The sequence below is a fragment of the Bacillus sp. FJAT-27986 genome (assembly GCF_001685035.1).
In the GTDB taxonomy this organism is placed as follows: domain Bacteria; phylum Bacillota; class Bacilli; order Bacillales; family Pradoshiaceae; genus Pradoshia.
Genome location: NZ_MAYV01000012.1, coordinates 310784 through 330824, shown reverse-complemented (window position 1 = coordinate 330824; position 20041 = coordinate 310784). Strand labels below are relative to the sequence as shown.

18 protein-coding genes and 2 pseudogenes are annotated in these 20041 nt (G+C 37.1%); 15 read left to right on the top strand and 5 right to left on the bottom strand.

Translation table 11 applies throughout. The features are described from left to right. Positions 1–32: 32 nt before the first annotated feature. Positions 33–782, bottom strand: a pseudogene (locus tag A8L44_RS07835) (SDR family NAD(P)-dependent oxidoreductase). 428 nt (positions 783–1210) lie between these two features. Further along, positions 1211–1696 carry a hypothetical protein gene (locus A8L44_RS07830; protein ID WP_066103868.1) on the bottom strand — a complete coding sequence of 162 codons (486 nt, stop codon included), beginning with the start codon at positions 1694–1696 and terminating at the stop codon, positions 1211–1213. A 229-nt stretch (positions 1697–1925) separates the two neighbouring features. Between A8L44_RS07830 and A8L44_RS07825 the strand changes: the two genes are divergently transcribed. The 11 genes and pseudogenes from A8L44_RS07825 to A8L44_RS07775 all read left to right on the top strand — a co-directional run bounded on the left by A8L44_RS07825 (position 1926) and on the right by A8L44_RS07775 (position 15978). Continuing rightward, positions 1926–2357 (top strand): helix-turn-helix domain-containing protein, encoded by a 432-nt coding sequence (locus A8L44_RS07825; protein WP_066103866.1) that lies wholly within the window; start codon positions 1926–1928, stop codon positions 2355–2357. Further along, positions 2357–3092 (top strand): annotated as a pseudogene (locus tag A8L44_RS07820) (ABC transporter ATP-binding protein). Before A8L44_RS07825 ends, A8L44_RS07820 begins: the two are co-directional and overlap by 1 nt. Beyond that, complete coding sequence (locus tag A8L44_RS07815; RefSeq protein WP_066103865.1) at positions 3089–3820, top strand: ABC transporter permease; 732 nt, start codon at positions 3089–3091, stop codon at positions 3818–3820. The pseudogene A8L44_RS07820 and the gene A8L44_RS07815 overlap by 4 nt, the downstream one beginning before the upstream one ends. Positions 3821–4023: 203 nt before the next feature. Beyond that, a complete protein-coding gene (locus tag A8L44_RS07810) occupies positions 4024–4266 on the top strand; it encodes a hypothetical protein (RefSeq protein ID WP_066103863.1) in 243 nt (80 codons plus the stop codon). A gap of 411 nt (positions 4267–4677) precedes the next feature. Further along, positions 4678–6072, top strand: a complete 1395-nt coding sequence (locus A8L44_RS07805) for a sensor histidine kinase (protein WP_066103861.1) — start codon at positions 4678–4680, stop codon at positions 6070–6072. Positions 6073–6248: 176 nt separating this feature from the next. Next, complete coding sequence (locus A8L44_RS07800; RefSeq protein WP_066103859.1) at positions 6249–7010, top strand: sporulation protein; 762 nt, start codon at positions 6249–6251, stop codon at positions 7008–7010. A gap of 448 nt (positions 7011–7458) precedes the next feature. Next, positions 7459–9111 carry a serine hydrolase domain-containing protein gene (locus A8L44_RS07795; protein WP_066103857.1) on the top strand — a complete coding sequence of 551 codons (1653 nt, stop codon included), beginning with the start codon at positions 7459–7461 and terminating at the stop codon, positions 9109–9111. 14 nt (positions 9112–9125) lie between these two features. Further along, positions 9126–11210 carry a glycoside hydrolase family 3 protein gene (locus tag A8L44_RS07790; protein ID WP_254654704.1) on the top strand — a complete coding sequence of 695 codons (2085 nt, stop codon included), beginning with the start codon at positions 9126–9128 and terminating at the stop codon, positions 11208–11210. Positions 11211–11232: 22 nt separating this feature from the next. Then, positions 11233–12492 (top strand): exo-beta-N-acetylmuramidase NamZ family protein, encoded by a 1260-nt coding sequence (locus A8L44_RS07785; RefSeq protein WP_066103855.1) that lies wholly within the window; start codon positions 11233–11235, stop codon positions 12490–12492. Positions 12493–12760: 268 nt separating this feature from the next. Beyond that, positions 12761–14827, top strand: a complete 2067-nt coding sequence (locus tag A8L44_RS07780; protein WP_066103853.1) for a thioredoxin domain-containing protein — start codon at positions 12761–12763, stop codon at positions 14825–14827. A gap of 176 nt (positions 14828–15003) precedes the next feature. Further along, positions 15004–15978: a Gfo/Idh/MocA family protein gene (locus A8L44_RS07775; RefSeq protein WP_066103852.1), complete on the top strand. Its 975-nt coding sequence runs from the start codon at positions 15004–15006 to the stop codon at positions 15976–15978. A 69-nt stretch (positions 15979–16047) separates the two neighbouring features. On the opposite strand, the gene A8L44_RS07770 is transcribed toward A8L44_RS07775, so the two are convergent. Continuing rightward, on the bottom strand, positions 16048–16251 hold the full coding sequence (locus A8L44_RS07770; RefSeq protein ID WP_066103850.1) for a hypothetical protein: 204 nt from the start codon (positions 16249–16251) through the stop codon (positions 16048–16050). A gap of 303 nt (positions 16252–16554) precedes the next feature. On the opposite strand from A8L44_RS07770, the gene A8L44_RS07765 reads away from it, so the two are divergent. Further along, positions 16555–17514 carry a YsnF/AvaK domain-containing protein gene (locus tag A8L44_RS07765; protein ID WP_066103848.1) on the top strand — a complete coding sequence of 320 codons (960 nt, stop codon included), beginning with the start codon at positions 16555–16557 and terminating at the stop codon, positions 17512–17514. A 46-nt stretch (positions 17515–17560) separates the two neighbouring features. Here the strand turns inward: A8L44_RS07765 and A8L44_RS07760 are convergent, their stop codons facing one another. Both A8L44_RS07760 and A8L44_RS07755 read right to left on the bottom strand, forming a co-directional pair. After that, positions 17561–17992, bottom strand: coding sequence for a MarR family winged helix-turn-helix transcriptional regulator (locus tag A8L44_RS07760; RefSeq protein ID WP_066103845.1), 432 nt, complete (start codon positions 17990–17992; stop codon positions 17561–17563). Between the two features lie 6 nt (positions 17993–17998). After that, positions 17999–18481 carry a glutathione peroxidase gene (locus A8L44_RS07755; RefSeq protein WP_066103844.1) on the bottom strand — a complete coding sequence of 161 codons (483 nt, stop codon included), beginning with the start codon at positions 18479–18481 and terminating at the stop codon, positions 17999–18001. Between the two features lie 154 nt (positions 18482–18635). Between A8L44_RS07755 and A8L44_RS07750 the strand changes: the two genes are divergently transcribed. From A8L44_RS07750 to A8L44_RS07740, 3 genes are all read left to right on the top strand, one after another. Continuing rightward, positions 18636–19292 carry a hypothetical protein gene (locus tag A8L44_RS07750; RefSeq protein ID WP_066103842.1) on the top strand — a complete coding sequence of 219 codons (657 nt, stop codon included), beginning with the start codon at positions 18636–18638 and terminating at the stop codon, positions 19290–19292. Positions 19293–19313: 21 nt separating this feature from the next. Continuing rightward, a complete protein-coding gene (locus A8L44_RS07745) occupies positions 19314–19505 on the top strand; it encodes a YkvA family protein (RefSeq protein ID WP_066103840.1) in 192 nt (63 codons plus the stop codon). Positions 19506–19771: 266 nt separating this feature from the next. Next, complete coding sequence (locus A8L44_RS07740; RefSeq protein WP_066103838.1) at positions 19772–19996, top strand: NINE protein; 225 nt, start codon at positions 19772–19774, stop codon at positions 19994–19996. Positions 19997–20041: the final 45 nt, after the last annotated feature.

Below are 20041 nucleotides of genomic sequence, written 5' to 3'. Positions count from 1 at the left end.
TGATTCTGAGCTTCTTTTATCATTCACCAAGCTTATTTTGTATTTGTAAATCCACCATCTATACGAATAACTTCTCCGTTAATATATTGTGCTTCAGAAGTTAATAAGAATGTAACCAGTTCTGCTACTTCTTCAGGTGTTCCCAATCGTTTTTGCGGAATTCCTTTTGTAGCATTTTCTTTCATAGCTGGATTAGCTTCATAGAAAGCTTTTACCATTGGTGTTTCAGTAGGTCCCGGAGCAATCGCATTTACACGCAATCCATCTTTCGCATATTCTGCAACCAAGCTTTTTGTTAAACCTACAATTCCATGTTTTGTGGCAGAATAGGCGACAACGGAATCTTGACCAATCACACCCGCACTTGAAGCTGTATTCACGATTGAAACTCCACCGTTTTTCAGCATAACCTCAGCAACATAATAAACGCCCTATAAAGCTCCCATTAGGTTAATGCCAACAATTTGATTGATTTCTTCGACCTTAGAATCCAAGAAAAATGAACCGCTTCCTGAAATCCCGGCATTATTAAAAAAGTAATCAATTGTCCCAAAGCGTTCAACCGTTTAAGCCACATAATTCTTCACATCTTCTGCTTTAGAAACATCAGCTTTAATGAATATACAATCTGTCCCTATTTCTTTCACGAGTTTGATTGTTTCATTTCCGCCTTTTTTGTTAATATCAACCGCTACAATGTTAACCCCATCTTTTGCTAGACGAAGTGCAGCTGCTTGTCCTAATCCGCTGCCTGCACCTGTAATAATCGAAACTTTATTCATGTGAAAAACCTTCCGATTTATGTATTAACCTCTTCTTGTTGAAGATAAACAGTAAAAATGTGTAAACTACATATATTGATAGAATATCAGGAATTGATCTAAAGGTTTTATAAGAAATATTAGGAGGGAACAGGCATTGATACAAAAGTACCTATGGATTTTAACAATGATTATATGTATTCAACGAATTATCGTTTGATTAATGTCCAATAACACAGGAAAGCTTATATATTTAAAATAGATATGTAAAGGTTCAAAAAGAAACGTCAATAAGTTAAATCCAGAACGACCAATGAGCTGCTTTTTTATAGTGAGAATTTTTTAAGAGGATGCCTATCTATTCAATGAATGCAATAAAAACTAGCATTGAAAAATCAATGCTAGTTTTTGAAATGTAAAATGAGGATAGGTTTCGTATTTGAACTGCTTTATTTAAAAGATTCAGCTACTTCCACCATTTCTTCTTTTGTTAGCTTCGCGGCATCTTTGCCGGATTCAGCAACTTGATACTCAAAAATATAATGATAATCGCCATCTTTCCAATGAACTGATGATGCTAAATCATCCTCTATATAAAACACCTCCTGATTATTAATCTTTAACTCCTCATACCCTTGTGGTTTACCATCATATGTTACTTCTTTTGTATGGATCATAAGAATGAATTTTTCTTCATTTGTCCCTGTAAACTGCACATCATGAACAGAAGATTCGGTATGAGTCTGTGGACTTATCTCATAATCTTTGATTTCAACAGGAAATGCAGTTGGTAATTTTGAATCAATCTTTTGTTCCTCTTTTAGTTGTTTTTGAATTTTTGACGGATCATAGGATAAACCAGCAGATGCTTCATTATCGTTGCAGCCAATAAGTAAAAGGCAGATTCCTACTATTACACTTTGAATTTTTTTCATGATTATCCCCACCACCATAAAATATTTTATTGCGATATAAAGACATATATACGACAAGGAATACAAATGTCCTTTTAAAGGGATATTTTAATGAAAACAACGGTGATTGTTTTATTTGGTAAAAGCAATGTTAAATCAGAAATGCTACGAATTCTAACATAGCTGTTACGGATTGTTGGTGGAGGGCATTATAGAAATAATTCATAATAAATATGGAGGTAGGAAAAGTATGATAAATATGAATCTAAAAAACCTGCGCCTGCATCATAAATTGACACAGGAAGAGGTAGCTTATGAAATCAATGTTTCAAGACAGGTAATCGCAAAGTGGGAAAAGGGCGAATCAACTCCTGACCTTGGACATTGGCAAGCATTAGCCAAATTGTATAAAGTGACGCTGGATGATTTGGTAAATTTTGATGGAGAAGATACGAATTTGATTGTACCACCAAAGGGTAAGTACTTTTTTGGTGTAGCCAAAATAGGTGAGCGTGGTCAAATTGTTATACCCAAAAAGGCGCGTGATGTATTTTATATAAAACCTGGGGACTCTCTTATTATCTTGGGTGATGAAGAGAGAGGGCTTGCTATTGTACCCGAGAATATGATGAATGAATTTTTAAATCTGGTAAAGTCTCCGCTTCATAAGGAGGATGAATGATGAGTTATGCAATCTCTATTGATCAATTAACTAAAAAGTATGATGATAAAATTGTAGTTAATCAAGTATCATTTTCAATTAAGCAGGGAGAATTGTTTGGTTTATTAGGTGTGAATGGGGCAGGAAAAACAACGTTGATTAAAATGTTATGCTGCTTAACAAAGCCTACAAGCGGCCATGCGTCTATATTTGGACATGATATTGTAAAAAATCAAGAGCTAGTGAAGAAGATCATAGCGGTATCGCCACAAGAAACTGCCATTTCTCCAAATTTAACAGTTCGAGAAAATTTAGAATTAATGGCGGCTATTCATGGTTATTCTAAATCTGAAGTATATGAAAAAACAGCTAATATGATGAATCATTTCTCTTTAGAACCATATGAAAAGCAAAAAAAGTAAAACCTTATCCGGTGGCTGGCAACGTAAGCTTAGTATTGCGCTTGCACTTATTTCTGATCCAGACATTTTATTTTTAGATGAACCGACATTAGGTTTAGACATATTAGGACGCCGAGAATTATGGTCTATAATTGAAAAATTAAAAGATAGAACAACCATTGTGTTAACAACACATTATTTAGAGGAAGCTGAAGCATTATGTGACCGAATCTGTGTCATGAAAGATGGCCAAGTAAAAGCAATCGGAACAGTCGAAGAACTCACAGGCATGACAAAGACCGATAGATTCGAGGATGCCTTCGTAGAAATTGTTACGAAGGAGGATAAACGATGAAAGCAATCATTTTTGCCAATCGAGTGATGAAGGAAATTGTCAGAGATCCTATTTCATTATTCCTTGGTCTTGCTTTTCCGCTCATTTTACTTGCACTTTTATCAGCGATTAATAGCAGTATCCCTGTGGATTTATTTAATATATCTTCATTAGCACCAGGCATTGCTGTATTCGGCCTTTCCTTTATGGCATTGTTTGCAGCACAAGTATTATCGAAAGATCGTGCAAGCTCTTTTTTGACTAGATTATTTACAACTCCGATGACATCTCGAGACTTTATTTTGGGTTATTCACTGCCATTGTTAGTTATGTCCGTTATACAAATATCCGTTTGCTTTATAGCTGCATTATGTATGGGACTAGATTTTACAGCAACGATTTTTATGGTTATTCTGATATTGGTTCCCATGGAATCAATCTTTATTGGAATTGGGTTAATTAGCGGAGCTCTATTTAGTGAAAAAGCAGCGGTAGGAATATGTGGTGCGCTCCTTACAAATGTATCAGCATGGCTATCGGGCATATGGTTTAATTTAGAGCTAGTAGGTGGATTATTTAAGGATATCGCTTATCTACTGCCGTTTGTTCATGCTGTTGAAGCTGGAAAAGCTGCATTAAGCGGAGTTTATAGAAATATGTTTCCGCATCTATGGTGGGTACTTGGGTATGCTGTTATTATTCTATTTATTTCAATATTTGTTTTTAAAAAGAGAACTCAGGAAGTCTAATTATTAACTTAAAATTATAGATGATTAATCATCTGAAATTGGTGCATGGTCATTAAGCCATGCTTATTTTAGTGAAGTCAGAATTTACCAATCCATCAGATAAGAGGATCATTATTCTTCTAGAATTTAAAGCAGCTTTTTCGCATTATTAATGAAGGATTTTACCATATATCAATAGAATTAAATTGGAAAGGAGGATATCTATGAACACATACGGCAGATTATCTTTATTAACAGTAGGCATCTGTATAGTCTTATCCTATTTTATAACGGATAATATGGCATATCCTAGATTGTTCTTGTTAATGGCTACCATCTTATCTATAGCAGGAATCGTCTTTGCTATTTTATCTAAAAAAATGGTAAGCATGATTTTTGGTATCCTCCTAAATGCCCTTATCTGGGTTGGCTTTTTCATATTAATATTAGTTGTAGGTATAAACTAAAGGACCCTCCTTATTGATAGTGTATCAAATTAATAATTTTTAATAGCAGACCGCTCTATCTATTTATAAAATGATTCTATAGGTAGATATCCTTTTTTTTTACGTCTTTCCAATCGGAGCGGCGTTTTATTTTTGCTTTCATAATCACATTTTCAACTAATTTTCTAATGAATGATGGTGCTTATACATAACGAAAGGACTGGAATTAAATACATATAAAAAGGCATTATTATTTTGATATAATGAAATCCTCTGTTAATTTAATTGAATAGGCGAAAGGAACACTTAAGATATAAAATGATTAGTTTTAAAAAGAATTTGATAAATAATCAGCGAGTGTTTAAGCAAGTTGCATACTTTTCAATCATATCGCTGGTGTTTATTACCACTATTTTATTTGGTTATAACAGGATGTCGACTCTCTTTAGGAAAGAGGCATCTGAATTATTCCCAACTCATATTTGGCTAGAACATGCTCTATATGAAGATCAGCTTGATACCGAAGAATTAACTGACTTTTTGCAAACTATTCCAAAAGATAACGAGTATATCTATGTTTATAATCAAGATACTCAGTCAAAGGCATTATATTATAAGGACACAACAGTACTTGCCGATAACGTTGAAGGCTTCGATGGTCTTTTATTATTATTGTTAAACAAACTGTTAATGCATGTCGATTTAGGGGATGTCTATAATGTGTTTATTAAACAAAATTTGGATCTGAAATTACTTAATGAAAGTAATTCTATTTTAATCAACATCGGCCATGAGGTTAATACAGATGCTTTTAAGGGTGAGATCGTTACTTACCGTAATGTTAGTAAAGCTCTCTTGCAGGAGTTCAAAATAGTGACTATTCAATGCTTGCTATTCATCAGTCTATCAGTGCTTTTAATTTTCATTAACTATAAAATTATGAGAAATCTTTACTATACCCCTCTAATAAAAATGAGAGAACATTTTATGAAAATGTCACGATTTCATTTAGAGAGTTTCGTATACAAAAAGCCTGTTATACCAGAAATAGAAAAGACGATTGACGCAGTCAATACGACGATGTTGGAACTGCAGGATGGGATTAAAGAGACCAAATCCTTCCTTGATGAAATGGTTCATGAAATTAAAAATCCAGCCCATAATATTAAGAATGAACTTGAATTGATAGAGGATATGCTACCTGAAGCAGATGAGGAAATGAAACAGAAACTTCAATCCGTTATAAATGAAACGGAAAATATCACTTCCTTATTATCTAGCATAAAAATCATTTATGATATGTATTATTTAGGGGGTTCCCCTCCAGATAGTTGGCTGAATCCAATCGAGAAAATCAAACCTATTTTTGAGGAATATAAGAAAAAATACCCTAATCGAGAATTTCATTTCAAGTATAGTATTAACCCCAATATTCATATATGGATTGACCAAGGTTCAATCGAATTGATGATCAGAAACTTGCTTGATAATGCCATAAAATATTCAAAAGAAGACTCCTCCATCTTTATTGGTATCCGTGAGTATAATCAGACCAAAAAGATCGTTATTGAAGTCATAAATTCTGGTTCGAGTATAGATTATAATAATCTTGGAAAGATTTTTGGAAAGTATTATCGTACAAATTCGGCTAAAGCGCAAACGAGTGGAGCAGGTATTGGACTTTGGCTGATTAATAGTATTGCAGACATCTATAATGCCAACGTACATGTGCAAAGTTCAACAAATACCACAGGATTTGCGATTGCTTTTCAGTATTATAAAATTGTAGAACAAGAAAGACTTGAGGATGAAGCGATCTCTTCGTAGGAGGTCGCTTTTTTTGTTTCTAAATCTTTTATTTTTAAATGGGATGATCAGTAAGTCTATTTATAATTAGATTGCTGTAAAACTCAGGAGTTTTATTCGATATATTAATTACAGAGTGTTATTTTCCGCTTGAAGTATAGTAAAATAGACTTATAAAAAGGAAATGAGGGATTATCATGTTTGATAAACTGCTGTCATCCATAGGTATTGGTGCTGCCAAAGTTGATACGAGGCTTGCGAAAAAAAGTTATATTGTCGGTGAGTCAATCGAAGGTGAGGTTTTTATCAAGGGAGGAAAAAACGAGCAGGATATTGATAACATCTATTTAACATTAATGACTGACTATGTGGTGGAAGTTGATGATAAAAAGGTAAGACGTTCTGTTGCCTTGGACAAAATCTTATTGACTGAGCGCTTCACAATCGCTCCAAATGAAGAAAAAGTGGTGCCCTTTCAGTTGAATGTTCCTTATGAATCACCAGTTACAATGGGAAGTACCCGTGTTTGGATTCAAACCGGCTTGGATATTAAAATGGCAATCGACCCTCAAGATAAAGACTTTTTGGAAATAAAGCCACATCAGCTTGTAAGAGAATTCATTGATGCTGCAGGAAGATTAGGATTCCGCTTACGTCAGGTAGATTGTGAAAAAACTCCTTCGTATTTTAGAAACGGCTTACCGTTTGTTCAGGAATTTGAATTCAAAGCTACATCCGGTGAATTTGCGAGAAAGCTAGATGAACTAGAAGCTGTATTCCAGCTGACAGAAAACGAAGCAAGAGTTTTGCTTCAAATAGACCGAAGAGCAAGAGGTTTCTCAAGCTTCTTAGCTGAATCATTAAATATGGATGAATCGTTTGTTAAATTCACTTTTGATAAGTCGGACATTGGCACGCTAGACCGTACATTGGGAGATTTAATTAGAAAATATTGCTGATCTATGGTTTCGACCAGTCAGATTCAATAAAATTTTACATGTTTTTTACATTGTGATGAAAGAAACTGCTCACTGGCAGTTTCTTTTTTTATATAGAAATCTATTTTTTTATAAAAATAGTTAGCTGAGAAATTAGATATAAGTAAATGAAACTAATGATCTCTTAGTTATGAATATATCCATATAGGTAAACTAAGCAATAAGAATGAGGTGAATATGCAGAAACTTGTCATTTTTTCATGAAATAATTGTTGTTACATTAAGATAGACCTAAGGTTAATAATGGAAGTAAGTACTTATGCCGGATAGAAAAATAAGAAAGATGGATGTATTCTCGAGTGAGAGGAATCTATCTAGATACATCCCCAAAGATCCATCTCCGTAGCCTTCATCAACCTTTCTTTCGTTTTGTTCACTCGCTTTGTGATAAAAAAAGAGGAGGAACGATATGAAAAAAATCACCTCAATTGCATTCAGCACGATGATTACTGTGTCTGCATTTAACACATCCGATGGTCTAATGATGACAAGTGCTAAGGGACATTCCGACAATGCCTCATATTGGGACGAACCAGGTCGAATGCTACCGATACTCCTACCTTCAAATGCCAGAATGGCAGGTATGAAGCAGTCTGCACTTGATGACATAGATGTGACAATCGGCCAATACATCGAAAGCGGCTTAATTCCAGGGGCGGTCACCTTTGTGGCACGAAGCGGTCATATTGTTCAAAAAGCTGCATATGGGTTTGCGGCTCTCTATCAGGATGATGGCTTCACGGAAATTGAAACACCTCTTAAAATGAAAGCGGATACAATATTTGATATTGCTTCTATAAGTAAGCTTTTTACAACTACTGCGGTCATGATGCTTTATGAGCAAGGAATTTTCCAACTCGATGACCCTGTTGCGTTGCATCTGTCACAATTCGCTGCAAACGGCAAAGAAGACATAACAATCAGACAACTTTTAACCCATACTTCAGGTTTTGCAGCTGGGATGCCTCTTTATATGCAAGAGGGCACTCGAGAAAGCCGCATCCAGTCCGTACTGCAACATGGTTTGATTAACGAGCCTGGGACCACCTATTTATACAGTGATTTGAACATGATAACGCTTGGGGCGCTAGTCGAGAAATGGAGTGGTCTCCGGCAGGACGAGTTTGTTAAGAAAGCCATCACAGAGCCGCTTGGTATGAAGGATACGATGTATAATCCTCCGGCAAAATTAAAGAAACGGATAGCTGCAACCGAATATCAGCCAAAGATAGGGAGAGGGCTTGTCTGGGGCGAGGTTCATGATGAAAATGCGTGGTCGCTTGAAGGTGTGGCTGGTCATGCAGGCGTCTTCTCCACAGCCAAGGATTTAGGGATTCTCGCCCATGCATATTTAAATGATGGTAAATACGGTAAGATACGCATTCTAAAGAAGAAAACGATTGACTTAATTATGAAGAACTATAACACTGCGTTTCCAGGAAATGACCATGGATTAGGCTTTGAGCTTAATCAGGGCTGGTACATGGATTCACTTTCTGACACATTCACCGCCGGCCATACGGGCTACACCGGTACAGCTCTTGTGATGAGTCCATCTAATCAGACTGTTGCTATTGTACTTACAAACCGGGTACATCCATCCCGAAATACACCGTCCATTAATCCAATCAGACGAACATTCGCTAGAGATGTGGGAGACAGCATACCTATAAATGTGAAAAAGGGACAAATGGCTTGGTTCGCGGGCTATGGAGATCAATTAGATAACATACTTTCAGCTCAAGTGAATCTAAAAAGAGATGCTTATTTGAGTTTCGATACCTGGTTCCGGATTGAAGAGGAGAGTGATTATGGATATTTGGAAACGTCGACTGACGGAAAAGCATTTACAAGTATTCAAAGCTTCACAGGAAAAAGCAATGGATGGGAGAAGGAGAATGTCCTCATTCCTGCCGGCACGAAATTTATTCGTTTTTCCTATAAAACGGATGAAAGCGTGAACGGGCGCGGCTGGTATGTTCAAGACGCAAGCATAAAAACAAATGGAAAGAAGGAACGACTGAGATTCGAGAGCAATGGATTTGAACGTAGAACAGATTAAATGGGGAGGTGCTAATATTGAAAAATAGGAAATGGTTCTTGATTATACTTGTGATGAGTGTATTCCTGACGGCCGGATTCAGCAGCCAAACTAAGAAACCAGCTAATCCAAATGATGGTGTGCGAGATATTGTAATCTATCAAAATCTGCATGAGGTTGATAAAACGATTAGCGGCAACAGTGTCAAAATGAAGGCAGTGAACGTCTACCATGATGGTCATTTTACAAAGACAAATAAGGTAAAATGGTCGGTTGCAAATAAACGTATCGCGAAAATCAGTTCTAATGGAACCTTGACGATTACAGGGAAATCAGGAGTGGCAGTCATTCTTGCAACATCGGGAAAAAAGATAGACACAGCCTTTTTGGTGGTGGATAAAAAGGGAAATGCAACATTCCGCTCCATCAAGGATAAACGATATCGGCTTGCTGATTATGCCGTTAGCAAGATGAAGATAGAAGAGAAAATCGGACAAATGCTCATGCCTGATTACCGGAACTGGGATGGTAAGAATGTGACAGAAATGCTGCCGGAGATAGAACAGCAAATTAAGGATTATGACTTAGGTGGAGTTATTCTATTCCGCGAAAATGTCGTAACGACTGAGCAAACCGCCCATCTCGTGGATGCGTATCAGCTTGCCTCCGAGAAATATGGGATGCTCATCTCAATTGATCAAGAGGGTGGAATTGTAACCAGGCTGCAATCTGGAACTGATATGCCCGGCAATATGGCCTTAGGAGCTACACGGTCTGTGACAATCACGAAAGATGTTGCGCGTGCCATTGGCAAGGAGCTCGGTTCGCTTGGCATTAATACAAACTTTGCCCCATCGCTTGATGTCAACAATAATAGTAACAATCCTGTCATTGGTGTCCGTTCCTTCAGTGAAGACCCAAAACTAACCGCTGAACTAGGAACTGCTTATATTGATGGCATGCAGGAAACAGGCACGATTGCAACGGCCAAGCATTTTCCAGGTCATGGCGATACGGCAGTTGATTCCCATGTTGGACTTCCAGAAGTTCCATATGAGATGGAGAGATTAAAGGAAGTGGAACTATACCCGTTTCAGCAAGCGATGAATGCTGGTGTTGATGCCATCATGACCGCGCATATTACCTTTCCGAAGGTAGATGACACGAAAGTGATTTCCAAAAAGACCGGTGAGGAAGTCTCTATACCAGCAACTCTCTCCCACCGCTTTCTGACAGAATTGGTTAGGGAGGAAATGGACTATGATGGATTGATCGTTACAGACGCCATGAACATGGGTGCTATCACCGAGCATTATGGAACTGTCGATGCGGCCATCATGTCTGTTAAGGCAGGTACGGACATTGTACTTATGCCCGTTGGACTAGAGGATGTTCGTAATGGGCTCCTTGATGCAGTAAGAAATCGCGATATTAAAGAAAAGCGAATTGATGCATCCGTAAAACGGATACTGTCACTGAAAATCAAAAGGGGCATCTTTAAGGAGGAATCACCGGAGCCACTTGACGAAAGAATCGAAAAAGCGCTTGAGACCGTTGGTTCACCAGAGCATAAGGCGATTGAGAAAACAGCTGCAGAGAAATCTATTACCCTCGTCAAAAATAAAAATCAGCTCCTGCCTTTAAATGACTTGCAGGAATCCGGAAAGATTGTCGTTATCGGTATGACCTACAACCAAGAATTATATTACGCTATTAAAGAAAAGCATGCCAACACTGAGGAAATTACCCTTCCTTCTAGCTATCAACTGACCGATGCACAGAAGGAGCAGCTTCGTCAGGCGGATTATATTATTATTGGTAGCCATACTTCAAGTGTAGCAATGAGGTTACCTGCCCATCCTCAAATGCAGAGAATTAATGATATTATCGACAACTATGATGCACCTTCTATAGCTGTTGCGATTCGTAATCCATATGACATTATGTCCTATCCCCAGGTTGATGCTTATATCACTCAATATGGGTTTCGTACCGCAAGCTTTAAAGCAACCGCAGCAGCCATTTTCGGTGAAATAAATCCATCTGGTAAACTCCCTGTCACGATCCCGAACGGGCAAGGGGAAACTTTATATCCATTTGGCCATGGTTTATCCTACTAATTGATAACTAAGGAGGCTTTATATGCAGAAGAGAGGTTTCGCTGTCCTATTCACACTGATTCTGATTTTATCAACGATTTCTTTCGCCCAAGCAGGTCAAAAGGACAAGCATAAAAAGAAGGATTTAGAACTAGGCGTCGACGTTATTATAAGTGATAAAAAAGAATTGCTGGAAGGTGAAAGGGTAGGTCTCATCACAAATCCGACCGGTGTAGATCAAGAGCTTAACAGCATCGTTGACCGTTTCTATGAGGATGAGGACATCAATCTCACCGCTTTATATGGCCCGGAACATGGAGTTAGAGGAGACGCGCAGGCCGGCAGCTATGTTGATTTCTACATTGATGAAACTACTGGTCTTCCTGTATACAGCCTTTACGGCAAAACCCGTAAACCAACACCGGAAATGTTAAAAGATATTGATGTACTTGTATTTGATATTCAGGATGTAGGCGCACGCTTCTATACGTATATTTACACAATGGCATTAGCGATGGAAGCAGCAAAGGAACAAGGAATCCCATTCATCGTACTTGATCGCCCGAATCCCCTAGGAGGACTGAAGGTGGAAGGACCGATTCTTGAAGCACCCGAATATGCTTCGTTTATCGGGCAATACGAAATCCCACTCAGACATGGGATGACTGTTGGAGAACTCGCGAAACTATTTAACAAGGAATTTGGCATTGGGGCGGATTTAACCGTTGTAAAAATGAAAAATTGGAAGCGTCATATGAATTATGAAGATACAGGACTAGAATGGGTCCTTCCATCCCCAAACATGCCGACACTCGACACAGCTTATGTATACCCGGGTACAGGATTAATTGAAGGCACGAATTTATCCGAAGGGCGCGGAACAACGAAACCTTTTGAATTGCTCGGAGCCCCATTCATAAATGGAACAGAGCTAGCAAAGGAGCTAAACAAGCTAAACTTAAAAGGTGTTCAATTCCGAGCAGCTTCGTTCACGCCGACATTCTCGAAGCATAGTGGAATCCTATCCCATGGTGTTCAGGTTCATATAACAGACTATAATGATTTCGTGCCTCTTGAGGCAGGTCTTCATATCGTTAAGACCATTCATGACATGTATCCGGATGATTTCGAATTCCGTACAGAGGACAGCAAAGGAATTTCCTATTTCGACTTGCTTATCGGCAACGGCTGGATTCGCGATGATATCGAAGCAGGTAAATCCGTAAAACAAATCAAGCAGAAATGGGAAAAGGATTTGAAAGACTTCATGAAACTAAGATCTAAATATTTGCTGTATAGATAAAGGAGGGAAGCTTGAAGGCTGAGATGTAGGAGCTTTTGAGCTTCTTTATAAAAGAAGATTAAAGACTATAGAAGAAAACAAGAGGTATCCAAAAAGGATACCTCTTTCATTTATGAAACAATAAAAATCAATAAATAATCCAATTAAGTTTATACTAATAAATGATGTGTATTGTATAAAGAGGATATATTTATATCCATAACGTGTGAAGGTGAAAGATAAAAGTTTCTAAATGAAAAAATCCTGATTTGTAAAGGAGTAATTTTAAATGGGTGCAAAATCTAATCCCAATAGACTAATAAATGAGAAATCACCGTACCTTTTACAGCATGCTTATAATCCTGTTGATTGGTATCCATGGGGACCGGAGGCATTTGAAAAAGCGAAACAGGAGAATAAGCCTGTGTTTGTGAGTATTGGGTACTCTACCTGTCATTGGTGTCATGTGATGGAGAGGGAAAGCTTTGAAGATGAAGAAGTGGCGTCGGTTATAAATGAGCGGTTTGTTTCCATAAAGGTAGATCGGGAAGAACGTCCTGATTTGGATTCGATTTATATGTCCGTGTGCCAGGTGATGACGGGACAAGGCGGTTGGCCGCTCAATGTGTTTTTAACTCCTGATCAGGTCCCCTTTTATGCAGGAACCTATTTTCCTAAGCATAGCCGTTATGGTCGTCCTGGAATAATAGATGTGATTACTCAGCTACACGATACGTATATTAACGAGCCACATAAAATCGAAATGACAGGTGAGCGGATTAAAGATGCAATTATGCCACCGAAACAGGAGACATCGAGTGAGAAATTAACGATGACTGCGATCAATGCAGCCGTTCAACAATTTAAGCGGGTATTTGATGAACAGTACGGCGGGTTTGGCTCGGCTCCGAAATTTCCTACACCACATAATTTAATGTTCCTGCTGCGTTACTTCCATATGACGAAGGATCAGGAAGCATTGAATATGGTGCTAAAGACATTAGAAGGGCTATCAAGAGGTGGAATCTATGATCATATCGGATACGGGTTTTCTCGCTATTCCACTGATGAATTATACTTAGTCCCACATTTTGAAAAGATGCTATATGATAATGCCATGCTGTTAATGGCGTATACAGAAGCCTATCAGGTTACCGGAGAAAATAGCCATCAAGTGATATCTGAACAAATCATTGAATATGTTTTACGGGACATGCGACATCCTGATGGCGGATTTTACTCAGCGGAGGATGCAGATTCAGAGGGTGTGGAAGGGAAATTCTATATATGGGACTATTTTGAAATCTTTGATCACCTCGATGAAGACGTAGCAGAATTATATTGTGCTGTTTATGATATAACCCCTGAAGGAAACTTTGAAGGTGAAAATATTCCGAATCTAATTCGTGAACCAATTGACTCATTTGCTGCTCATAATGATTTAGACGCAGCAGAAGTTCGTAAACAATTGGAGGAAGCAAGGAAAGTCTTATTTAATGTTCGCGAGGAGCGGGTTCATCCGCATAAGGATGACAAAATATTGACTGCCTGGAACGGATTAATGATTGCCGCTCTAGCCAAAGCTGGTAGAGTTTACAATCATCAGGAAGCACTGGTTGCAGCAAAAAGTGCTATCCAATTTATTGAACAGAATTTAATCGTGGATGGAAGAGTCATGGTCCGATACAGAGATGGTGAGGTTAAGCAGGAAGGATTTATTGATGACTATGCGTATCTTCTTTGGGCTTACATTGAACTCTATGAAACGACATTTGATTTATCCTATCTCAAAAAAGCAAAAACACTTACGCATCAAATGATCGAATTATTTTGGGATGGGGAAAATGGTGGATTCTATTTTTATGGAGAGGATAATGAGGAATTGCTGATCCGTCCAAAAGATGTATATGATGGAGCATTGCCATCCGGGAATAGTGTCGCAACCTTACAAATGCTAAGGCTGGCTCGTTTAACTGGTGAGTTTTCATTGGAGGATAAGGTACAGAACGTTTTTGACGCATTTGGCGATGATGTGATTCACTATCCAATGGGTCATACTTATATGTTAATGGCTTATATGACAACCCAAATGAAAATGAAGGAAGTCGTTGTATTGGGAAGTACGGATTCAGAGAATAACGTTATCACACATTTGCACAAGGAGTTTCATCCAAACTTAACTTATCTGGCAAACGAGGATTCCTCTTTATTTACTGGTGTTGCTGATTTTGCGGCAGGTTATTCCAAGGTCAATGATCAGGAAACCTATTATGTATGTGAAAATTTTGTTTGCTACAGACCACTGACCAGTGAAAATGAAGCAATCGAGCTTATAAATGGCGACAAAGAGTCATAAATTTAATAAATAACAGCTGCGTTGGCTATATAAAATATAGGATAAAATAGTACATCATGATTGGTGTGCTATTTTATTTTGGGTCTTTCCACTACTAATTATCTCATCTATGATTCATTTATATTATAATGAATGTAAATATTCTATAAATTAAATAAATGAAATTGAGGGATTCTATGAAAACAATTCAGTGGGGTATTATTGGACTTGGTAACATAGCAGAACGTTTTGCGAAAACGGTGAAAGCAATGGATGGCGTTACTTTAAAAGCAGTCGCCTCCAGGACGAAGGATCACGCGCTCGAATTTGGCCGAAAATACGAGGTTGAAGAAAAATTTTGTTATGGTACATATGATGAGCTAATACAGGATGAACAAATTGATGCTATTTATATCGCTGTTCCACACCCATTTCATAAAGAAAATGCGATTCGTTGTTTAAACCATGGAAAAGCCGTGCTTTGTGAAAAGCCTGTTACAATGAATAAAGAAGAAGTTCAAGAAGTCATCCATGCTGCTAAAGAGAATAAGGTCTTCTTTATGGAAGCGATGAAATCACGCTTTATGCCAATTAATAAAGAAATAAGAAACCTCGTCAAGGAAGGTGTCATTGGAGAGCCTACTTTCATGAGAGCGGAACTCGGTTTTAAAGGGGAATTTGATCCGAAGGGGCGCATATTTAACCGAGAACTTGGCGGAGGAGCATTATTAGATATCGGGATTTATCCTATCTCATATTGCGCTTATTTACTTGGAAATAAACCAAAATCGATTCAAAGCTCATTACAATATGGAGTAACAGATGTAGATGAAAATGGGACTATACAATTAAGCTATGACAATGGATCGTTTGCTCAAATTTACTGTACGATAAGGGCAAATACACGAAAAGATGCAAGTCTATTAGGCACAGACGGCAGTATTTATATACCGTATTTTTCAAATGCCCAGTCCGCAACAATCACCACCCCAAATAAAGAATGGACGATTGAAGAACCTTTCGAATTAACTGGATTTGAATATCAAATCCGTGAAGTAGGCCGATGCCTTCAAGAAGGTGTGCTTGAGAGTCCACAAATGACTTGGCATGATTCTATTGAAGTCATGGATATCGTTGATCAAATATTTGCTAATAATGTTTTAAAAGGATGAGAGGAGAGCCAATTAGGCTCTCTTTTTTTAGAAGATTTATTGGTTACGAGGTGTATGAAAATGAGTAATTTAAGACAAGAAAATGGGTAGAAGGGTCACGATTAAGCCAACCACTAATAAAATTGTCCCAAAAATACGAGATAACAATTCTTCGTCACCTGAAACACCGTTCCACAAAACAAGATTCACTAAGAAGAGGGCTTTATTCCTTAATACTAAAAAACCAATAAACATAATAAAAATACCAATGATTAAGACTGCTAAAGTCTCCACATTCATTCACCTCCGAAATATTCTTCACACTCTTCTTTGTTTATTTTAACATAAATATCCAGTTTACTTTATGAGAATTAAGGATTGAGAACGGGTGTTTATTTGCCAGATTCCCCTAAAAAGACAAAGATAATAAAAAAATTTCAATAAAATAAAAACGAGAACCTACCATATATGCAAAAAAAACACTTGACATAATCAGGGTGTTGATTCTCACTTTATTGTTTATTGATTTCCAGTGTGGGTATATTTTAACTGTGAAGCAAATATTATCCGAACAAAAATTGCTAGGAGGAATATAACATGAATAAAACAGTTTATGGAGTTTACACACAAAGTGCAGAAGTCGTACAGGCTATTAATAGTTTGAAAGCAAAAGGGTATGATAGTTCTGATATTACTGTAGTCGCAGATAATGCAGATAAATTAGATTTGATGGGAAATTACACGATAGATAAAGATGTTAAAACAGTATCAAATGATGAAGATTCCTTTATGGATAAAGTAGCAAAATTCTTTACATTGGATACTAATAATCCAGTTGAAGAGAAAATGAGAACGGACTATGGTTTTACTTCTGAAGAAAGTGCACGCTATGCAGAAGAAGTGAACAACGGAAAAGTTTTAGTTCTTGTTGATCAAGATGCACAGCTTGGAGATACAATTGGCATGGATCGTACTGAAGATGTGAATTCAGGAGCAAATGCTTCTGCCGCTCTTAATACAACTGATCGTTTGGCAAATGATGATACACTAACTGACGAAGAAAGAAGAATTAAACTTCGCGAAGAACGATTAAACGTTGATAAAAATGAAGTGAAAACTGGAGAAGTAATTGTTAATAAAAAAGTAACGGAAACACAAAAAGAAGTTGAAGTACCAGTGGACCATGAAGAAGTTTATATTGAGCGACGTAAAGTAACAGATCGTGATACGACAGATCAATTGGGTGCTATCACTGACAATGAAGAAATTCGTATCCCTGTAACAGAGGAAAAAATAGAAGTGACCAAAAAGCCAGTTGTAACTGATGAGATTGTGATCGGTAAAGAAAAAGTTACAGATACCAAAACCGTTCAAGATACCGTTAAAAAAGAAGATGTTCAGGTTGACAAGGATGGTAATCCATTTGTAAATGATCATAATACAACTACTCGTATGGAGGGTACCTCTGTACAGGATTCTTCGTTAACAGACGAAGATACAGACCGTTTAACTGCAAAGCCATATCAAAAAAATAAGATTGATACTGATAATCTTTAAGAGTAATATAAAAAAAGCTGTCTCATTGAGACAGCTTTTTTTTAGCTTAAAGACTTTTTAACTTTGCATTGAGTTTATTTACGTATTCCATCAATGCTTGATACTCCTCGATTTCTAATCCACATTCCTCAATTTTCGACTTAATGGAATCAATGATATTATTTTTTTGCTTATATGCTTTTTCTTGCAGAGAGATCAGCATCATGCGTTCGTCCGTCTTAGACCGTTCTTTTATCAGCCATCCGCTATGCTGCATCCTTGAAATAATGGGATTTAACGTCCCAGTTCCCATATTCAGCTTTTGTCCAAGCTCTTTCATTGGAACTTGATCTTGCTCCCATAAGCTCAATAATACTAAGTATTGAGGATATGTTAAGCCAAATGGCTTTAAAACATTAGAATATAGCCTCGTAAATTCATTGGTAGTTTCGTGTAAAGCGAAGCATAACTGTTTATTTAATGTAACTTCCTTCTCCATAACCTATCACTTTTCCAATTCTTCCATGATATCTTTCGTAATTTTTTCGGGAGCGGTGGTTGGAGCATAACGCTCGATAACCTGACCTTTTTTATCAATTAAAAATTTAGTGAAGTTCCATTTAATTTTTTTGCTAAGGAGACCTTTCTGTTCAGTCGTTAAATACTGAAAAAGCGGGTCAGCATGATCACCATTTACATCAATCTTCGCAAAAATTGGGAATGTAACTCCATAGTTTATTTGGCAAAACTCGGTGGTTTCATTAATATCATCATATTCCTGACTATTAAATTGGTCGCATGGGAATCCTAATACCTCAAAGCCTTGGCTGTTAAATTTTTCGTATAACTCCTGAAGTCCTTTAAATTGAGGCGCCAGCCCACATTTACTGGCTGTATTAACGATAAGGAGAGGCTTGCCTTCATATTCTTTCAAAGACTGCAATTTGCCGTTTGTCTTTTTTACTTCAAAATCGTAAACACTTTTCATCGTATTCCTCCTTTTATATCGTGTACGATATAATTATACAATATATGGTAGGGTGAAACGAATTTTAAAGCTACACGTATAAGGTAATAGAAGGAAATAGACAGTGAAAAGTATAGCTGGTAAACTATTATAAACTTAATAGAGGTGAATTATTTTGGGAAAACGATTGGCGTGTATGCATGCACATCATTCAAATATTCATTATATTGACGGGGCATTCTCACCCTATGAGGTAGACCTTGTACACTTTGTGGATCCAGGTTTAATGAGTCGTTTAACTCATGATTTATCTTTTCAAAAAGAACAAGCTGGTATGAAAATTGCAGAACAAATAAACTGGATGGAGAGCTGTCAGGTAGATGGGATTCTTCTGACATGTACAAATTATATTGCTCTGTTACAGGAAGAACATGTAACATCCAAACTACCAATATTTAAAATAGACGAGCCTTTTTTCGAAGCAATCTGCGGGGTTACTGAACCACAGACTATATTCTTTTCGAATCCAGGAACTGTAAAGGGAACGATGGACCGACTTCATCAATATGCTGCTATAAAGGGAAAGACATTACCTATTAATGTTCATGTTATAGAAGGTACATTCGATTTAATGATGAAGGGGATGACTGAACAATATAACGAAAAAATAGCGGAATATATTACGTTATATCGTCAAAAATCTCAAGATATCCTATCAGTTGGTCAACTATCTATGTATGATGGTGCTAAACAAACAGGTCTTGAGATTATTAATCCGTTGGATACGCTGGTAAAACCGATCGTCCGTGGACTAGGTTTAAATAAAAGCTAAAATAAAAATGGAGGTAATCCTATGCTGAAAAAATTATCGAAGAAATCAAAATTTGCTATCGCTGCTGCCGGATTATATTTAGTATTACCTACAGACGTGATACCTGACTTTATTATCGGTTTCGGCCAAGTGGATGATTTAGCCGTAGCGGGCTATGTTTTTAAGACAATCTATGAAGATCTTAAAAAATCAAAAAAAGCTATTAATCAGTAACTAAGTTGAGAATATCTGATAAGGAAAGTCCCGCAATTCAGTGTTCGTACGAATCAGATGAGGTTTATGAAAACTTACTGATAAGCTAATTAGCATTGAGAACTGGTTGTTTTCAGATGCGTACTGTAAAAGTGGTTACTCCTTCTAGTATTATGTATAATTGTTAAATTTAGCAGGTAGACATAGCTGTTTGCTTCTTTCATAATGATGGGCGAAGGCTATGAATACTTGATATTATACATAATATAGAGAAAGAAGGACTTATTTTGAGAGCACAAAGAAAATCATTTGGAATCGCGTTACTACTATGGTTTCTTCTCGGAAGCATTGGAGCTCATAGAATGTATATACATGAACGTATCCATTATATCTTTTGGTATTGGTTAGCGGTTATGTGTACATTTTCTATCATTCTATGGATTGATCTGTTTAGATTGAAAGGTATGATTGATAGACAGTATTACTACGACCGCGGTAAATATGGGGTTTAAATTTATGTAGTATTTAATGCTAGAGGGGGTTAAGAACCCCCTCTT